The organism is Vulcanococcus sp. Clear-D1, from assembly GCF_014654725.1.
In the GTDB taxonomy this organism is placed as follows: domain Bacteria; phylum Cyanobacteriota; class Cyanobacteriia; order PCC-6307; family Cyanobiaceae; genus Vulcanococcus.
In genome coordinates this window covers 194024-209413 of record NZ_JACVZV010000018.1, presented here as the reverse complement: position 1 = coordinate 209413, position 15390 = coordinate 194024, and the positions used below count along the sequence as shown (strand labels likewise).

General features: G+C 65.1%; 18 protein-coding genes and 1 tRNA gene. 11 read left to right on the top strand and 8 right to left on the bottom strand.

Annotation, left to right across the window (positions count from 1 at the left end):
- Window positions 1–59: 59 nt before the first annotated feature.
- Genes rpmI through H9532_RS07940 form a run of 3 tightly spaced genes read left to right on the top strand, consistent with a single transcriptional unit; the run spans window position 60 to window position 1207 of the window.
- Window positions 60–257, top strand: a complete 198-nt coding sequence (rpmI, locus tag H9532_RS07950) for a 50S ribosomal protein L35 (RefSeq protein ID WP_010312717.1) — start codon at window positions 60–62, stop codon at window positions 255–257.
- A gap of 45 nt (window positions 258–302) precedes the next feature.
- Window positions 303–650: a 50S ribosomal protein L20 gene (rplT, locus tag H9532_RS07945; RefSeq protein WP_010312714.1), complete on the top strand. Its 348-nt coding sequence runs from the start codon at window positions 303–305 to the stop codon at window positions 648–650.
- 35 nt (window positions 651–685) lie between these two features.
- Window positions 686–1207, top strand: coding sequence for a tetratricopeptide repeat protein (locus tag H9532_RS07940; protein WP_296367135.1), 522 nt, complete (start codon window positions 686–688; stop codon window positions 1205–1207).
- 14 nt (window positions 1208–1221) lie between these two features.
- Here the strand turns inward: H9532_RS07940 and H9532_RS07935 are convergent, their stop codons facing one another.
- Window positions 1222–1740: a hypothetical protein gene (locus tag H9532_RS07935; RefSeq protein ID WP_296367453.1), complete on the bottom strand. Its 519-nt coding sequence runs from the start codon at window positions 1738–1740 to the stop codon at window positions 1222–1224.
- 95 nt (window positions 1741–1835) lie between these two features.
- On the opposite strand from H9532_RS07935, the gene H9532_RS07930 reads away from it, so the two are divergent.
- From H9532_RS07930 to H9532_RS07915, 4 genes are all read left to right on the top strand, one after another.
- Window positions 1836–2651: a thiazole synthase gene (locus tag H9532_RS07930; RefSeq protein WP_296367133.1), complete on the top strand. Its 816-nt coding sequence runs from the start codon at window positions 1836–1838 to the stop codon at window positions 2649–2651.
- Between the two features lie 69 nt (window positions 2652–2720).
- Window positions 2721–2888, top strand: coding sequence for a ssl1498 family light-harvesting-like protein (locus tag H9532_RS07925; RefSeq protein ID WP_296367130.1), 168 nt, complete (start codon window positions 2721–2723; stop codon window positions 2886–2888).
- 68 nt (window positions 2889–2956) lie between these two features.
- Window positions 2957–4150, top strand: coding sequence for an NAD-dependent epimerase/dehydratase family protein (locus tag H9532_RS07920; RefSeq protein ID WP_296367128.1), 1194 nt, complete (start codon window positions 2957–2959; stop codon window positions 4148–4150).
- A 20-nt stretch (window positions 4151–4170) separates the two neighbouring features.
- On the top strand, window positions 4171–5322 hold the full coding sequence (locus H9532_RS07915) for a glycosyltransferase family 1 protein (protein WP_296367126.1): 1152 nt from the start codon (window positions 4171–4173) through the stop codon (window positions 5320–5322).
- Here the strand turns inward: H9532_RS07915 and mrdA are convergent, their stop codons facing one another.
- From mrdA to cbiD, 5 genes are all read right to left on the bottom strand, one after another.
- Complete coding sequence (gene mrdA, locus H9532_RS07910) at window positions 5323–7113, bottom strand: penicillin-binding protein 2 (protein WP_296367122.1); 1791 nt, start codon at window positions 7111–7113, stop codon at window positions 5323–5325. It lies immediately after the preceding gene.
- 5 nt (window positions 7114–7118) lie between these two features.
- Entirely contained in the window at window positions 7119–7502 is a 384-nt protein-coding gene (locus tag H9532_RS07905; RefSeq protein ID WP_296367120.1) for a hypothetical protein, read from the bottom strand.
- A gap of 45 nt (window positions 7503–7547) precedes the next feature.
- Window positions 7548–8159 carry a hypothetical protein gene (locus tag H9532_RS07900; RefSeq protein WP_296367118.1) on the bottom strand — a complete coding sequence of 204 codons (612 nt, stop codon included), beginning with the start codon at window positions 8157–8159 and terminating at the stop codon, window positions 7548–7550.
- Window positions 8160–8220: 61 nt separating this feature from the next.
- Entirely contained in the window at window positions 8221–9816 is a 1596-nt protein-coding gene (gene guaA / locus H9532_RS07895; protein ID WP_010312693.1) for a glutamine-hydrolyzing GMP synthase, read from the bottom strand.
- Between the two features lie 34 nt (window positions 9817–9850).
- A complete protein-coding gene (cbiD, locus tag H9532_RS07890) occupies window positions 9851–11002 on the bottom strand; it encodes a cobalt-precorrin-5B (C(1))-methyltransferase CbiD (RefSeq protein WP_296367115.1) in 1152 nt (383 codons plus the stop codon).
- Between the two features lie 92 nt (window positions 11003–11094).
- On the opposite strand from cbiD, the gene H9532_RS07885 reads away from it, so the two are divergent.
- The 4 genes from H9532_RS07885 (at window position 11095) to H9532_RS07870 (ending at window position 14348) form a co-directional block, all read left to right on the top strand.
- Window positions 11095–12246 (top strand): alanine--glyoxylate aminotransferase family protein, encoded by a 1152-nt coding sequence (locus H9532_RS07885; protein WP_296367113.1) that lies wholly within the window; start codon window positions 11095–11097, stop codon window positions 12244–12246.
- Window positions 12247–12313: 67 nt separating this feature from the next.
- Complete coding sequence (locus tag H9532_RS07880; protein ID WP_296367111.1) at window positions 12314–12790, top strand: hypothetical protein; 477 nt, start codon at window positions 12314–12316, stop codon at window positions 12788–12790.
- Between the two features lie 91 nt (window positions 12791–12881).
- Window positions 12882–12953, top strand: a tRNA-Gly gene (locus H9532_RS07875).
- Window positions 12954–13079: 126 nt separating this feature from the next.
- Window positions 13080–14348 (top strand): hypothetical protein, encoded by a 1269-nt coding sequence (locus H9532_RS07870; protein ID WP_296367108.1) that lies wholly within the window; start codon window positions 13080–13082, stop codon window positions 14346–14348.
- Here the strand turns inward: H9532_RS07870 and H9532_RS07865 are convergent.
- Together H9532_RS07865 and H9532_RS07860 are read right to left on the bottom strand one after the other, a co-directional pair.
- On the bottom strand, window positions 14330–14899 hold the full coding sequence (locus H9532_RS07865) for a PIN domain-containing protein (protein WP_296367107.1): 570 nt from the start codon (window positions 14897–14899) through the stop codon (window positions 14330–14332). The two genes, H9532_RS07870 and H9532_RS07865, sit on opposite strands and share 19 nt — an antisense overlap.
- Window position 14900: 1 nt before the next feature.
- The gene (locus tag H9532_RS07860; protein ID WP_296367104.1) at window positions 14901–15374 is read right to left on the bottom strand and encodes a helix-turn-helix domain-containing protein; all 474 of its coding nucleotides are present in this window, start codon (window positions 15372–15374) and stop codon (window positions 14901–14903) included.
- Window positions 15375–15390 lie beyond the last annotated feature (16 nt).

Genomic DNA, 15390 nt, shown 5'->3' with positions numbered 1-15390 from the left:
AGTTGGCGGAAGGGACTCCCAGGTCGTACCCTCATCGTTTGTGCCCGAGCGCGTAGACAATGCCGAAGCTCAAGACCCGCAAAGCAGCCGCCAAGCGGTTCAAAGCCACCGGCAGCGGAAAGTTCATGCGCCGCCACGCTTTCCGCAATCACCTGCTCGACCACAAGAGCCCGAAGCGCAAGCGTTTCCTCGGCACCATGGCCGTGGTTGACGAGCGCGACGCGGACAACGTGCGCGCCATGCTCCCCTACAGCTGAATCGCCCGGCTGACCCGCTGTATCACCGTTTTCTGAGAACCATCGATGGCACGCGTTAAGAGGGGCAATGTTGCCCGCAAGCGCCGCAACAAGATTCTTCGCCTAGCCCGCGGCTTCCGCGGCGGTAACGGCTCGCTCTTCCGCACCGCCAACCAGCGGGTGATGAAGGCCCTCTGCAACGCCTATCGCGACCGTCGTCGCCGCAAGCGCGACTTCCGTCGCCTGTGGATCGCCCGTATCAACGCTGCTGCTCGCCTGAACGGCCTGAGCTACAGCCGTCTGATCGGTGGCCTCAAGAAGGCCGATGTGCAGCTGAACCGCAAGATGCTGGCCCAGCTGGCTGTTGTGGATCCCGGCAGCTTCACCGCTGTGGTGGGTGCAGCCAAGAGCTGACCGCTAATCTCTGCGCTGCCTGATCAGGTTGGTTGATGGATTTTTCGCTTCCTCAGGCCTACCTGATCGGGCTGTTGGTGATTCTTGGCGGTGCCGCTGTTTTGGTGGCACGCCAGATCCTGCGGGTCCGGCGCGACGAGGTCGCGCTGATCCGCCTGGAGCAAGCCAGCAAAACCGGCGAGCAATCTGCCGCTGATCTCTACGAACTGGCCTCCGTGCAGCTGCGCAAGCGGCTCTACAACCAAGCCGTCGACAATCTGAAGCTGGCGAGCAAGTGCTCCGCAGCTGAACCCCCCGAGGCCCAGGCGTTAATCGAAAACGCGCTGGGCTTCGCGCTGGCTGCACAAAGCAACTACGGCGCCGCCATCAAGCACTACCGCGCAGCCCTGAAGGCCAAGGCCGACTACCCAGTGGCTCTCAACAACCTGGCTTTCGCCCTCGAGAAGCAGCAAAAGCCCGAGGAAGCCAAAGAGAATTATCTGAAGGTGCTTGAGCTCGACAGCAGCAACGGCACCGCTAAAAAGCGGCTCAAGCGACTGGAACGCACAGCCGCCTGAGACGCTCAGGCTTCTCACCAGAGGCCGCGGACCGCAGGAGCTCCCCCGGTTCCCACCGGGTTGAGCACCAGCTGACCACCGGGATTGGTCAGACGCGGGGCATTCCATCCGGAGAGGGTGAAACCCTGCAGGCCGAGAAAACGGCCGCCATCCTCAAGTCCAGCTGCGCTCACATCGCCGAGCAGCAGCAGATCGAGCTGATCGGAGCTGGCGTTGAGATTGCCCTGCACCGGCAGGGTGGTGGAGCCCACGGTGATCTGGCCGCGCAGATCGACCATCTGTCCCATGGCCTGTACGGCCGACACATCCAGCTGGACGCTCACCGGGCTACCACCGGCGAACGGTTGATACGTACCGCTCCATTGGCGTGGCATGGTGCTGGCCAGATCAGCAGCTCGGGCCACCGGATCAAAGGTGCGCACGGGAGCCTGCTGACCGAAATTCTCAGAGAGCGGGGTGGACACCGCCGCGGGCTCCTGGAAGGGCACCGCACTACCCACAGGCAGGGGCGTGGCAGCCAGCAGCAACGGAATCACAGCACTCGTGAGAAGTGGGCCAAGGCTAAGGGGATCCCGGCCGATCGGTCAGGACCGCGCGGTACGTTCGCTGCATGGCCCCAACCGCTGCCGTGACCGCCACCAACAGCCAGCAGAACGACCCCCTGGTGATCGGCGGCCGCCGCTTCAGCAGCCGCCTCATGACCGGAACTGGCAAGTATCCAAGCTTGCAGGCAATGCAGGCCAGCCTGGCCAGCAGCGCCTGCGACATCGTGACCGTGGCAGTGCGGCGCGTGCAGAGCCAGGCCGCCGGCCATGAAGGGCTCATGGAGGCCATCGACTGGCAGCGGATCTGGATGCTGCCCAATACCGCCGGCTGCGCCACAGCCGAGGAGGCGATCCGGGTGGCCAGGCTGGGGCGGGAACTGGCCAAGCTGGCCGGCCAGGAAGACAACACCTTCGTGAAGCTGGAGGTGATTCCCGACACGCGGCACCTGCTGCCGGATCCGATCGGCACCCTGGAAGCCGCCGAACAACTGGTGAAGGAGGGCTTCACGGTGCTCCCGTACATCAACGCCGATCCGCTGTTAGCCAAACGGCTGGAAGAGGCCGGCTGCGCCACCGTGATGCCCCTGGGCTCACCGATCGGCTCCGGCCAGGGCATCCGCAATGCCGCCAACATCGCGCTGATCATCGAAAACGCCCGCGTCCCAGTGGTGGTGGATGCCGGCTTGGGGGTTCCCAGCGAAGCGGCTCAGGCGATGGAGATGGGGGCCGACGCCCTGCTGATCAACAGTGCCATTGCCCTGGCGGGCGATCCCGCCGCCATGGCCCGGGCGATGGCGCTGGCCTGCGAAGCCGGGCGCACGGCGTTCCACGCCGGGCGCCTGCCGGTTCGGGCCGATGCCTGCCCCAGCTCTCCCACCGCCGGCCGGGTGGGCACGTGAAGGTTCTGAACGGGACAGTGGCAATTCCGGAAACCCTCCGTACTGTCGTCTGAACGACGCGCCACTGCGATGCAGGTCACCGAAGAGGACGGCGGCAGGCTCAACGCCTTCGCCAAGGAACCCCGGATGGAGGTGATGGAGGTGGGCGAAAGCAGCAGCGCCAACAGCAAGCTGCTGCTGATCGGCGGTGCCGTGCTCGTGCTGCTGCTGGTGGGTGTGGCCGCAGGGATCAGCTGAATCCCTGTAGTAGCTTGCCTTGACGGAGCGGTGGCTCGATCAGCCGCTCGCCAACCAGGAGTCCAGCGGTGAAGGTTTTCGTTCTCGGCGGTGACGGCTTCTGCGGCTGGCCCTGCGCCGTGAACCTGGCCGACCAGGGCCACGATGTGCTGATCGTGGACAACCTGAGCCGCCGCAAGATCGACATTGATCTGGCCGTGGAATCGCTCACGCCGATCGCCACGATGCCCGATCGCCTCACCGCCTGGGAGCAGACCGGCGGCAAGCCCATGCGCTTCGTGCACATGGACATCGCGCATGAATATCAGCGGCTGCTGGATCTGCTGTTGGAGGAGCGCCCGGATTCGGTGGTGCATTTCGCCGAACAGCGCGCCGCTCCCTATTCGATGAAGAGCAGCGCCACCAAGCGCTACACCGTTGATAACAACGTCAATGGCACCCACAACCTGCTGGCCGCCATCGTGGAGAGCGGCCTCGACATCCATGTGGTGCACCTGGGCACCATGGGCGTCTACGGCTACGGCTCCCACCGCGGCGCCACCATCCCCGAGGGCTACCTGAAGGTGGAGGTGCCTCAGCCCGACGGCAGCCGCTTCGAGGAAGAGATCCTGCACCCCGCCAGCCCGGGCAGCGTCTATCACATGACGAAGACGCTGGATCAGCTGCTCTTCCTTTACTACAACAAGAACGACAAGGTGCGGATCACGGATCTGCACCAGGGCATCGTCTGGGGCACCAACACCGAAGCCACCGACCGCGACCCGCGCCTCACCAACCGCTTCGATTACGACGGCGACTACGGCACGGTGCTCAACCGCTTCCTGATGCAAGCCGCGATCGGTTACCCACTCACCGTGCACGGCACCGGCGGGCAGACCCGCGCCTTCATCCACATCCGTGACTCGGTGAAGTGCGTGCAGCTCGCCCTCGAGAACCCACCCACCAAAGGCGAACGGGTGAAGATCTTCAACCAGATGACCGAGAGCCATCAGGTTGGTGAGCTGGCCAAGAAGGTGGCCGCCCTCACCGGCGCCGAGATCAACCACCTGCCCAACCCCCGCAACGAGGCGGTGGAGAATGATCTGATCGTGGATAACCGCTGCTTCATCGAGCTGGGGCTCAACCCCACCACCCTCGATGACGGCCTGCTGAAGGAAGTGGTGGAAATCGCCGGTCGCTATGCCGATCGCTGCGACCGCAGCCGCATCCCCTGCATCTCGGCCTGGACCAAGACCCAGGAAGCTGCCATTCAGGCGGCCTGATCCCACCCGGCCCCTCTGCCTTGAAGATCGCCCTCTTCACCGAAACCTTCCTGCCCAAGGTGGATGGGATCGTCACCCGGCTCACCAAGACGGTGCAGCACTTGGTGGCGGCTGGCGATGAGGTGCTGATCGTCTGCCCGGAGGGTGCGCCGGACACCTACATGGGCGCCCAGGTGCTGGGGGTTCCGGCGATGCCGCTGCCCCTCTACCCCGAGCTGAAGCTGGCCCTGCCGCGACCGATGGTGTCGGATGCGCTGGAAGCGTTCAACCCGGATCTGGTGCATGTGGTGAACCCGGCGGTGCTCGGTCTGGGGGGCATCTGGATCGCCAAAACCAAGGGCTACCCCCTGGTGGCCAGCTACCACACCCATCTGCCCAAATATCTCGAGCACTACGGCCTTGGCATGCTCGAGCCCGTGCTGTGGGAGCTGCTCAAAGCGGCCCACAACCAGGCCCAGCTCAACCTCTGCACCTCCACCGCGATGGTGGCCGAGCTGAGCGAGAAGGGCATCCAACACACCGCCCTCTGGCAGCGCGGCGTGGACACCGACTTGTTCCGCCCCGAGCTGCGCAGCGACGCCATGCGCCAGCGCCTACTGGGGGGCCGCAGCGAAACCGGCAAGCTGCTGCTCTACATCGGACGCTTGTCGGCCGAGAAGCAGATCGAGCGCATCCGGCCCGTGCTCGATGCCCTGCCTGAGGCCCGGCTGGCCCTGGTGGGCGATGGCCCTTACCGGCAGCAATTGGAAACCCTGTTTGCCGGCAGCGCCGCCACCTTTGTGGGCTATCTGGCCGGAGAAGAACTGGCCAGCGCCTACGCCAGTGCCGATGCCTTCCTCTTCCCCAGCAGCACCGAAACCCTGGGCCTGGTGTTACTCGAAGCGATGGCCGCCGGCTGCCCGGTGGTGGGCGCAAACCGCGGCGGCATCCCCGACATCGTGACCGATGGCGTGAACGGCTGCCTCTATGAACCCGACGGCGTGGACGGCGGCGCCGGCAGCCTCACCGCTGCAGCCCTGCGCCTCCTGGGTGATCCCAGCCAGCGCGAGCAACTGCGCCGCAACGCCCGCCAGGAAGCAGAGCGCTGGGGCTGGGCCGGAGCCACCGAGCAACTCCGCGAGTATTACCGCCAGGTGCTCAGCAGCAACAAAAAACCCGCCCTGGTGGGCTGATCAGCTCTTGCGCAGCTGAGTCCACACCTCAAGCACCTTGCGGGCCATCGGCAGGGCATGCACCGATCCGCCACCGGGCGTGTTCTGGGCAAAGGCCACCACCACAATCTGGCCATTGGGATAGGGGGCAAAGCAGGCAAACCAGGCGTGATCGGGGCCACCGGTGCTGTCCTCGGCGGTGCCGGTCTTGCCCGCCACAGGCGGCAGGTTGGGCACATTCATGCCATGGCCGGTGCCCTCCTGCACCACCTTGCGCAGCCCCCGGGCGATGGTGGCCAGGGTGCTGGGCTTGATGGCCACCTTGGTGCGGCGGGGAGGATCGGTCCAATCGAGGCCCTGATCCACCAGATGGGGCGTGATCAGATAGCCGCCATTGGCGAACACGGCATAGGCACGGGCCAGCTGCAGGGGCGTGATCTGCACCACCGACTGTCCGATCGACATGCTGGCCATGTCTTCGGGGATCCAGGGCGTGCTGCCGGGTTTGGACCAGCCCCGGCCCTGGGCCGCCCAGCGCTCATTGCCCACCAGACCCGGGCTTTCCTCGTAGCCGATCTCAATCCCGGTGGGTTTGGTGAACCCGAGGCTCAAGGCCGCGTTGTAGAGCGGGATCGAGCCCACACCCACACCGATTTGATAGAAGAAGGTATTGCTCGAGAAGCGCAGCGCGTCCTCGTAGCCGATCGTGCCGAAGCCAGCCCCGTTGTGATCGGGGAAGCAGTGGCCGCCGTAGGTGATGCAGCCCCGCGTCACCAGCTTGGTGTTGGGCGGAAACTTTCCGCTCTCCATCCCCGCCATGGCTGTCACCGCCTTCCAGGTGCTGCCGGGGTCGTAAGCGCTCATCGCCCGGCTGAGCAGCGGCTTCACCGGTGAATTGAACAGCGCGTCGTACTCCTTCTGGGTGGTGACGCTCTTGGAAAAGAAATTGGGATCGAAGGTGGGCCGGCTGGCCAAGGCCAGGATCGCCCCATTGGCGGGGTTGAGCGCCACGATCGCACCGCCGGGCTTGTCCTTGAGCACTTGCTCCGCCGCCCGCTGCAGATCCAGATCGAGGGTGGTCTGCAGATCCTTGCCGGCCTTGGATGGCCGATCGCCCAGGATCCGCTGGATCTCACCCATGGCGTTCACCTCCACCATCTGGCCGCCCCAGGCGCCGCGCAGATGCGACTCAAAGGCCGCCTCCAGACCGATGCGACCAATGCGATCGCGGATCTGATAGCCCTTCTTGGCCAGACTCTTGTATTCCTGCTCGGTGATCGGCTGGGTGTATCCGAGGGCATGGGCGGCCAGAGAGCCGTGCGGGTAGCTACGCAGCACATCGAGATCCACCTCCGCTCCCTTGAGGCCCGTGCTCTGCTCACGGAACCGCAGCACCTGTTGGGGCGTGAGCTCGCTGGCTAGCTCGATCCGATAGCGCTGTGCGCCAGGCCCGTCCCGGCGCTTCTGATCCAGCTGGGCTTCCGGCATCCCCATCAGCTGGCTGAGCCGCGCCCGCAGCGCAGGCCAGGCTTGATCGCTCACCAGCTTGGGCTGAAGGTAAAGGCTGTAGGTGAGCCGGCTCGACACCAGCACCTGACCATTGCGATCGAGGATGCGGCCCCGCACCGGATTGCGCGCCAGCAGCCGGATGCGGTTCTCGTCGGCACGGGCCCGGTTCTCCTCACCGTGCAGCAACTGCAGCCAACCCAGCCGCAGCACCATCGCCGAGGCGAACAGCACCACCAGCCCAAGCAAGATGGCGGGCTGCTGCTGCATGCCGGTGTGGCGTTGCCCGCCGGAGGCCAGCGCCATATCGCTTAGGCCTCCGGCTGCAGCCGCTGCTCCAGCTGCGTGAGGTGGGAGCCGATGCGGGCCAGCGCCTGCTGCAACTCCTCGCGCTCACGCGCTTCCAAAGCCGGTGCAGCCAGGTCGGGCTGATCGTCCGCGGGCACATCGCGAACCTCCACCTTCATCACGGGGTTGCCCAGGCCAGGCTGCAAACGATCGAGGCTCTCGCGCACCTGGCGAGCCGCCGGCTCACCCTCCTGGCGCAGCTGCTCAAGCGGATCGGCCTGAGCGCTGAAGGCCTCGATCACATCGCGCGGACCGCCACGTCGGGCACGCTCCACCACCGCCAACCCCACCGGCAACACCTCCTGCATCAAGGTGAGGCGCAAGGCATCGAGGGGATCAGAAGCCATCGGAGCCGAAACGGCGGCGCAGGTCGAACGCCCAGTCTGGCGTGCTCAGCGCGGCCCCGCCTCAACCGGCGGCTGCACAATCTGCTGACGGCAGAACTGCTGCGAGCCCCACCACCAGCCACCGCCCACCGCCAACACCAGCAAAGCGGAGAAGGGCAGCAAGGCTTGGCGGGTCACCGGCAGCAGCAGCCACTCACTCCAGTCGCGCAGCAGGCGTTCGCGATCGAAGCGGCGCCGCTCATTCACCTCCTGCTGCAGGCGGCGCTTGAGAGCCTTCGACACCCAACGCTCGAAGGCGCGCTTCTTGGTGACAGCCATCTTGCGCTCCACCTCCAGCAGCTGGCCGGGGGTGAGCTCAGGGTTGAAGGTGCTGATCAGCTCGAGGCTCTTGAGGAACATCTCAACAGCGCCGTCCTTGATCACCCGCTCCTCATCGCTGAGCAGGTCCCAGTCGAGCTCGGGGTAGAAGCGCACACGGTTGGCACTCACCTGATCCTCCGCCAGCTGCCCGGGTTCACGCAGCCAGCGATCGGTATTGGCGTCGAAACGGCGCCAATACAGGAAGGGATTGAGGTAGATCACCTTGCCGGCCAGCTGGATGCTGTCCTGCTGGAGGCGGCGCTGCAGCTGGAGTTCCTGCTGGGGGGCGGCGGTCAAGGCTCCTGAGCCGGGGCCCCGAGAGTAACGGAGCCGTCCGGCTGCGGCCAGCGCAGGCCGCTCACTCCCACTCGATCGTGCCGGGGGGCTTGCTGGTGATGTCGAGCACCACCCGGTTCACGCCCTTCACCTCATTCACGATCCGGTTGGAGATGGTCTCCAACAGGTCGTAGGGCAGGCGCGACCAGTCGGCGGTCATGCCGTCTTCACTCGACACGCAGCGCAGCACCACCGGGAAGGCATAGGTGCGCTTATCTCCCATCACCCCCACGCTGCGCACGGGCAGGAGAACCGCAAAGGCCTGCCAGATCTCGTGATAGAGGCCGGCGGTCTTGATCTCTTCGCGCACGATCAGATCGGCATCGCGCAGGATGTCGAGCTTGTCGCTGGTCACTTCGCCAAGAATGCGAATCGCCAGGCCTGGGCCCGGGAACGGGTGACGGCCCACGATCTCCTCGGGCAGGCCGAGGGTGCGACCCACCTTGCGCACCTCATCTTTAAAGAGCTTGCGCAGTGGCTCCACCAGCTTGAACTGGAGGTCTTTGGGGAGGCCGCCCACGTTGTGGTGGCTCTTGATCTTCACCGCCACCCGCTCACCCGTCTTGGGATCCACGTTGGTGCCGGCGCTCTCGATCACATCCGGATAGAGGGTGCCCTGGGCGAGGTAATCAAAGGGCCCGAGGCGCTTGCTCTCCTCTTCGAACACCCGGATGAATTCCGTGCCGATCAGCTTGCGCTTTTCTTCGGGATCGGTGACCCCTTCGAGCTTGTTAATGAAGCGCTCGCGGGCATTGATGTATTCCACGTTGATGTGGAAGCGCTTATCAAAGAACTCCACCAGAAACTCGGGCTCGCCTTTGCGCATGAAGCCCTGGTCGATGAACATGCAGGTGAGTTGATCGCCGATCGCCTTGTGCAGCAGGAAGGCGAGCGTGGACGAATCCACACCCCCCGAAAGCGCAAGCAGCACCCGCTTATCACCCACCTGACGGCGCACATCAGCCACCGCCTCATCAATGAAGGCGGCGGTGGTCCAATCCGGCAGGCAACCACAAATGTGATAGACGAAGTTGCGCAGCAAAGCCATGCCGCAGGTGGAATGCACCACTTCGGGGTGGAACTGCACGCCATACAGCCGGCGAGTGTGGTCGGCCACCGCCGCCTCTGGCGTGTTGTCGGTGTGGGCCAGACGCACGAAGCCATCCGGCAGCCGCTCCACGGAATCACCGTGGCTCATCCACATCGTGGAGCCTTCATCCACGTTGGTGAGCAGATCGGTGGGGTCGTCAACGAACAACGGCGCCTTGCCGTATTCGGCGCGGCCAGCTGCCACCACCGAACCCCCCAGCTGCTGCACCATCAGCTGCATGCCGTAACACACACCGAGCACAGGAATCCCCAGATTCCAGATCTCGGGATCACACAAAGGTGCGTGCTCGGCATATACCGAACTGGGGCCACCGCTGAGAATGATCCCCTTGGGATTGATCGCCTTCAGCTCCTCCGCGGTGGTGCTGTATCCCATCACCAGGGAATACACCTCGGTTTCGCGCACACGCCGGGCAATCAGCTCGGAATACTGAGAACCGAAATCCAGAATCACAATCGCCGGATGACGATCGGTTTCGCCGATGGCGGTGGGGGTCACGTTCGACATAGGGCGGCCAGCTGCTGCGGCCCGGGCAATCCCTTCACCCTAGATCTCGGGCCCTGAAGGCCTGCAGCAACTCAGCTCCACCAGGCCCCTGGGCGCAGAGGCTTCGCCCGCGATCGAACAGCACCGCTCCGATCCGCAAGCCTCGCTGGCCGTGCCGCGCCACATAAGCGGCGCTGCGCTCCTCGATGGCACCCGCCAGCTGCTGCTGCAGGGCCTGAGCCGCCGCGCCATCCTCTGCCGCCAGCTCGCGCAGCGCCTCATCCACGCTGGCGGCCCGCGCCAGGCGCTGCAGCTGCTCCAGGGGCAACCCCAGCAGCGCCGCCTGAGTGGTGAGCACCTCCAGACGTCCATCGGCCAGATGGTGGTGGGTGTGGAAGATGCCGCCAGCGAGCTTGATCAACTTGCCCTGATAGCCGAACAGCAGCAAGCGCTCCACCCCTCGCTCCGCCGCCGCCACCATCAGCGGGCCGATCCAGTTGCCGGCCTTGAGCAGCAACGGGGCTGGCAAGCCGAGGCTTGGGGCCAGATCCAGCCCGTTCTCACCGATCACCAGCACCAGATCCCTGGCGAGAGCGGGATCAGCGGCACGCCGCACCAGCTCAGCGCGGGCGCGGGCCAACTGATCGGGATCGGCGCTGCGCTGCACCGCTGCCTGCGTGCCGATCAACGCCAAACCATCCACCACCCCAAAGGCCTCATTGCTGGTGCGCTGGGCCAGCTGCCGTCCCCCCGGCAGGGTGATGCGCAGCTTCAGACCGCACCGATCCGGCAACAGGGGCTGCAGGTTGCAGGCGAGCAGTGCACGCGCAAATGCCGAAACGCACAGCTCGGTGCTGCCGGCCAACACCCCAACACCCTCACCCGCCTCCAACTGCAACCACGACTCACCGGGCAGCGGCTCCGTCCAACGCGCTTCCACCCACACCGCCAGGCCCCGGGTGAGATCCAGGCCATCACCGGGCTCGCAGCGGCTGATCCCCAGAGCCCGATCCGGCCCCAGCAGCGCCGCACCTTCAACAGCCACCGCCACCAGCGGCGGCAGCTCAGGCGCAACGGCATCGGGCTGCAACTGCAGCAGCACGTTCGGAGACGCGGAGCTCAAGGGCGCCTCGCCGCATAGACGCTGCACCGCCGCCACAGCGGCGGCGGCCACCCACACCGGCAGGGTGTAGCCGGAACTGGTCATCGCAGGAGGCCGGAAGGCTGTTTTTTAAGGTGGTGGATTGCGCCGCATCGGGCAGCGCAGCCGCCTCCAGATTCGCCCCACCCGCTGTATCTATGCAGGACAAGCTCACCCTGATGATCCCCGGCCCCACCCCGGTGCCGGAAACCGTCCTGCAGGCCATGGGTCGCCACCCCATCGGTCACCGCAGCGCCGACTTCCAGAAGATCGTGCGCCGCACCACCGAGCAGCTGCAGTGGCTGCATCAGACCAAGAACGACGTCCTGGTGATCACCGGCAGCGGCACCGCCGCCATGGAGGCCGGAATCATCAACGTGCTGAGCAAGGGCGACAAGGTGCTCTGCGGCGACAACGGCAAGTTTGGTGAGCGCTGGGTGAAGGTGGCCAAGGCCTATGGCCTGGATGTGCAGGTGGTGAAGGCGGAGTGGGGCCAGCCCCTCGATCCCGAAGCCTTCCGCAGCGCTCTCGAGGCCGACAGCGCCAAGGCGATCAAGGCCGTGATCCTCACCCACTCGGAAACCTCCACCGGGGTGATCAACGATCTCGAAACGATCGCCAAGCACGTGAAAGCGCACGGCACCGCCCTCACCATCGCTGACTGCGTCACCAGCCTCGGCGCCTGCAGCGTGCCGATGGATGCCTGGGGGATCGACGTGATCGGCTCCGGCTCCCAAAAGGGCTACATGATGCCCCCGGGCCTGGCCTTCGTGGCCATGAGCGATCGCGCCTGGGCCGCCGCCGAGCGCTCCGATCTGCCGAAGTTCTATCTGGATCTGGCGAAATACCGCAAATCGGCCCACGCCGACAGCAACCCCTTCACGCCCGCCATCAACCTCTACTTCGCCCTGGAAGCGGCACTGGAGATGATGCAGGCCGAGGGCCTCGAGGCGATCTTTGCCCGCCATGCCCGCCACCGCGCCGCGGCCCAGGCCGGCATGAAGGCGATCGGCCTGCCCCTCTACGCCGCTGAAGGCTGCGGCAGCCCGGCGATCACCGCCGTGGCTCCCGATGGCATTGATGCCGAGAGCCTGCGCAAGAAGGTGAAGGAGCGCTTCGACATCCTGCTGGCTGGCGGCCAGGACCACCTCAAGGGCCACGTGTTCCGCATCGGCCACCTGGGCTTCGTCTGCGATCGCGACGTGCTCACCGCCGTGGCCGCCATCGAAGCGACCCTGCAGGAGCTCGGCCTGCACAAGGGCACTGCAGGTGCCGGTGTGGCCGCCTGTGCTGCCGCTCTGGCCGCCTGACTGGTCAGCTGAAACAGGGGCTCATGCCTGCGGGCAAAGCATGCCGGCCTGCCTAGGGTCAGAAGGCATGCTTTGCCTCCCAATGCGCCGCTCTCTCGCCGTCGCAGCCGCCTGCCTGAGCCTGGCTCTGGTGGCGTGCTCCCCTGTGGAAAAGAAAAAGAAAAACAAGGTGGTCACTGAACAGCAGGCCACCGTGAATGTGTGCGATCAGTTGGTCAAAGTGGGCACAGCCCTTGAGGCCAGCGCCGCCCTAACCCCCACCTCCACCGTGGGCGACGCTGAAGCAGCTGGCAAACAGCTGCGCACCGCCCTGAAAGGTCTGAAGCAAGCCGAGGTCACCCTCGAGGCAGCTCGCGTTGAAGCCTTCCAGAAGCAGGCCCAAGCGTTCAACAAAGAGCTGAAGAAGGTGTCGAAGGAGAAGCAGCTCACCCTCGAGGAAGCCGCCAAAACCCTCAAACCCCAGGCCGACAGCGTGATTGCCGCCCACAAGGAACTGCAAGCCGCCGTTCAGTGCACCAACAAGGCACCAGCAGCCGCCAACTGATCCGCCAGTAGGTTGCTATGGTTGGCCAGCCAAAAGTTGCGAGCAATCGCATCATGCTGGCCAACCAATCTGAGGACTGCGCCTCAGATTTGCGGGTGTAATTCAGTGGTAGAATGTCAGCTTCCCAAGCTGAACGTCGCCGGTTCGAGCCCGGTCACCCGCTTCTAGTCCAGGCCTGAGAAATCCCTCCTAAAGCCAGTCTGGCACTGGCTTTAGGGCCGCCAGCGGCTGACCACACCTGACAGGCCGTGCCAGGCTGTAGGGGCGACCTTCTCACAGACCTTCTCACATGTCTGAGGCAGCCCCCTGGGAGATCGCCATCCGCGTGGAGGCGGCTCACGCCTTGTCCCGCAAGGGATGTCCAAGGGGATGGTCGCTGGCGGAGCACCGAGGGCTCACCCGGCTGAACATCACAGCCAAAGCGGGCGGCGGCAAGCGGCGTCAGATACAACTTCCGATCCCCTGGCACTTCGACCACGCCAAGAAGATTGGCGATGCCGTTTGCAGGATCTACGACGATTTCAGCAGCGGAATAGAGCCCGAACTGGCAGCAAAGAAGATCACGTTCACTTCAACAGAAGAATCAGATGACGGATCCACTGCCACCCAAAGGTCCAATCTTGAACAGCAGACAGACTGGAATGCCCTGATTCAACGTTATCGCGAGTACAAAATCCGCAGCGGCGAAATCAAGGACTCCACCTGGACCAGGGTGCATCGGCACCACATGAAGCTGGTTCTGGAAGCCTTCGCCACCCGTCAGCCACCCCGAAGCGCCACTCAGCTGCTGGATCGGCTCACCCTGCACTGGGCGGACAAGCCCGGTGGGCGGACCCGGCAGATTCAGATGCAGGCCACCTCGGCCCTGCTCCGCTGGGCGGTGGCCCAGGGCCAGCTCCCGGCAGCCAGCTGGGAGCCACCAACCGACCTGAGCCCCTTTGTGGGGCGGTCACGCTCTGCGAAAGCGGTCACCACCCCCCTGGAAGTGGACCACATCCTGGCGTTGGTGCGGGCTTTGCCCGACCCGCGTTGGCGACTGGCCTTCCAACTGATGGCCGCCTATGGATTGCGCCCCGAGGAGCTCCAGCACCTGCAGTTACGCGATGGGCGCCTGTGGTGCACCTATGAAAAGGTTGCCTCCCGCGGTAAGACCAAACCTCGCGCCCTGCGGCTGCTGCCTTGCGATGACTGGGCAGTCGACTGGAAGCTAGCCGAGCAGTTCTGCCCTGACGATCTCCCCCCGATGCGTGCTGGCTTTTGCGGCAACGACATCAGGCAGTACCTGCACCGACGCACCCTCTGGAACAAACTCCGGCAGGAGTACGAAGCCAAGGGCGAGAAGCTCGTGCCCTACTCCTGCCGGCACGGCTACGCGCACCGGGCCCACGTGATCTGCGACCTGCCACCCAAGGTGGTGGCCGCGGCAATGGGGCACAGCGTCCAGACCCACCTGGCGGCCTACAGCCGCTGGTGCGGGGATGACGTGGTGGATGACGCCTTCGCCAAGGCGGAACAACGGCTGGGCCAGGGGCTTCGCGTTCAGAGCTCAGCGGCGTAGTGCCGCACGGCCTCCGAGAACCTGCTCAACCCTTGTTCCTCCAGGGTTACCAGGTACTCCTCGACTGTCTTGGGTGGGTTCTTCAGACTGGCCCGGTGCTGCCGCATCGCCGTGCAGACCCGTTCGGCATCCAGGTTCAGTTGATCCACCAGAAACGAATCGGGATGGCAGGCGCCAAGGCCATAGCTCGCCAGGGCGTGATCCGGGAAGTCATTCAGGTTGAAGGTGATGATCAGATCGGCTCCGCACTTGATGGCGGCAGCCAGAACATGGCGGTCATCCGGATCTGGTAATTCCAGGGCTGGAATCAGGGGCTGATGGCCATCCACCAGCGCATCACGCACGTGGGCATTCATCAGCGAGCGGGTGCGCTCCAGCTGCGCTCTGGAGAGATCGGGCCGGTTACGCAGCACAGCGTTGATCCACTCGTCGTGAATCTGGTTGCTCCAGCGGGCCCGGTAGAGATCCGTGAGCGCCAGGCGCATCAGCAGATCGCGGAGTGGAGCCGGATAGAGAACGCAAGCGTCGTAGACGACGGTGAAGCGATTCACCTCAGTAGCCCATCCCCAGCTCCTGGGCCTGGGCAGCCAACTCATCGAGGGCCGCGGCACGCTGCTGATCGATGGCGTGCTTGTAGGCCATCAAGTCGGCTAGGCGGATGCGCCGATGGGTGCCGACCTTGCGGAAAGGGATCTCCCCTTGCGTCAGGCGCTCGATCAGGAAGGGCCGCGAGACGTTCAGCAGATCAGCGGCCTGCTGGGTGGTCAGCTCGGCGTGCACCGGCACCAGCGTGACGGCATTGCCCTGGGCCATCTGCACCAGGATTCCCTGCAGCAACTCCAGCACCGCGGCCGGGATGGGAACGGATGCGCGCTGGCCACCCTCCAGATCGAGGGAGAGGCTGGCTTGACGTAGGCCATGGCTGGCACGGAAGCCAGCGAGATCGCGCAAGCTCGCCCCTGCGGCCTCAGCCGCCTCAGCCGTTGGGATCACGGGCTCAATGGAGCCGGGGAGAGCGACGGCCATGGACAGGAGGAGGGGA

Excerpts from the sequence above, each read along its gene's own strand:
- rpmI (WP_010312717.1), top strand. The coding sequence starts at position 60 with ATGCCGAAGCTCAAGACCCGCAAAGCAGCCGCCAAGCGGTTCAAAGCC.
- rplT (WP_010312714.1), top strand. The coding sequence starts at position 303 with ATGGCACGCGTTAAGAGGGGCAATGTTGCCCGCAAGCGCCGCAACAAG.
- H9532_RS07940 (WP_296367135.1), top strand. The coding sequence starts at position 686 with ATGGATTTTTCGCTTCCTCAGGCCTACCTGATCGGGCTGTTGGTGATT.
- H9532_RS07925 (WP_296367130.1), top strand. The coding sequence starts at position 2,721 with ATGCAGGTCACCGAAGAGGACGGCGGCAGGCTCAACGCCTTCGCCAAG.
- mrdA (WP_296367122.1), bottom strand. The coding sequence starts at position 7,113 with ATGGCGCTGGCCTCCGGCGGGCAACGCCACACCGGCATGCAGCAGCAG.
- H9532_RS07905 (WP_296367120.1), bottom strand. The coding sequence starts at position 7,502 with ATGGCTTCTGATCCCCTCGATGCCTTGCGCCTCACCTTGATGCAGGAG.
- guaA (WP_010312693.1), bottom strand. The coding sequence starts at position 9,816 with ATGTCGAACGTGACCCCCACCGCCATCGGCGAAACCGATCGTCATCCG.
- cbiD (WP_296367115.1), bottom strand. The coding sequence starts at position 11,002 with ATGACCAGTTCCGGCTACACCCTGCCGGTGTGGGTGGCCGCCGCCGCT.
- H9532_RS07885 (WP_296367113.1), top strand. The coding sequence starts at position 11,095 with ATGCAGGACAAGCTCACCCTGATGATCCCCGGCCCCACCCCGGTGCCG.
- H9532_RS07880 (WP_296367111.1), top strand. The coding sequence starts at position 12,314 with ATGCTTTGCCTCCCAATGCGCCGCTCTCTCGCCGTCGCAGCCGCCTGC.
- H9532_RS07870 (WP_296367108.1), top strand. The coding sequence starts at position 13,080 with ATGTCTGAGGCAGCCCCCTGGGAGATCGCCATCCGCGTGGAGGCGGCT.
- H9532_RS07860 (WP_296367104.1), bottom strand. The coding sequence starts at position 15,374 with ATGGCCGTCGCTCTCCCCGGCTCCATTGAGCCCGTGATCCCAACGGCT.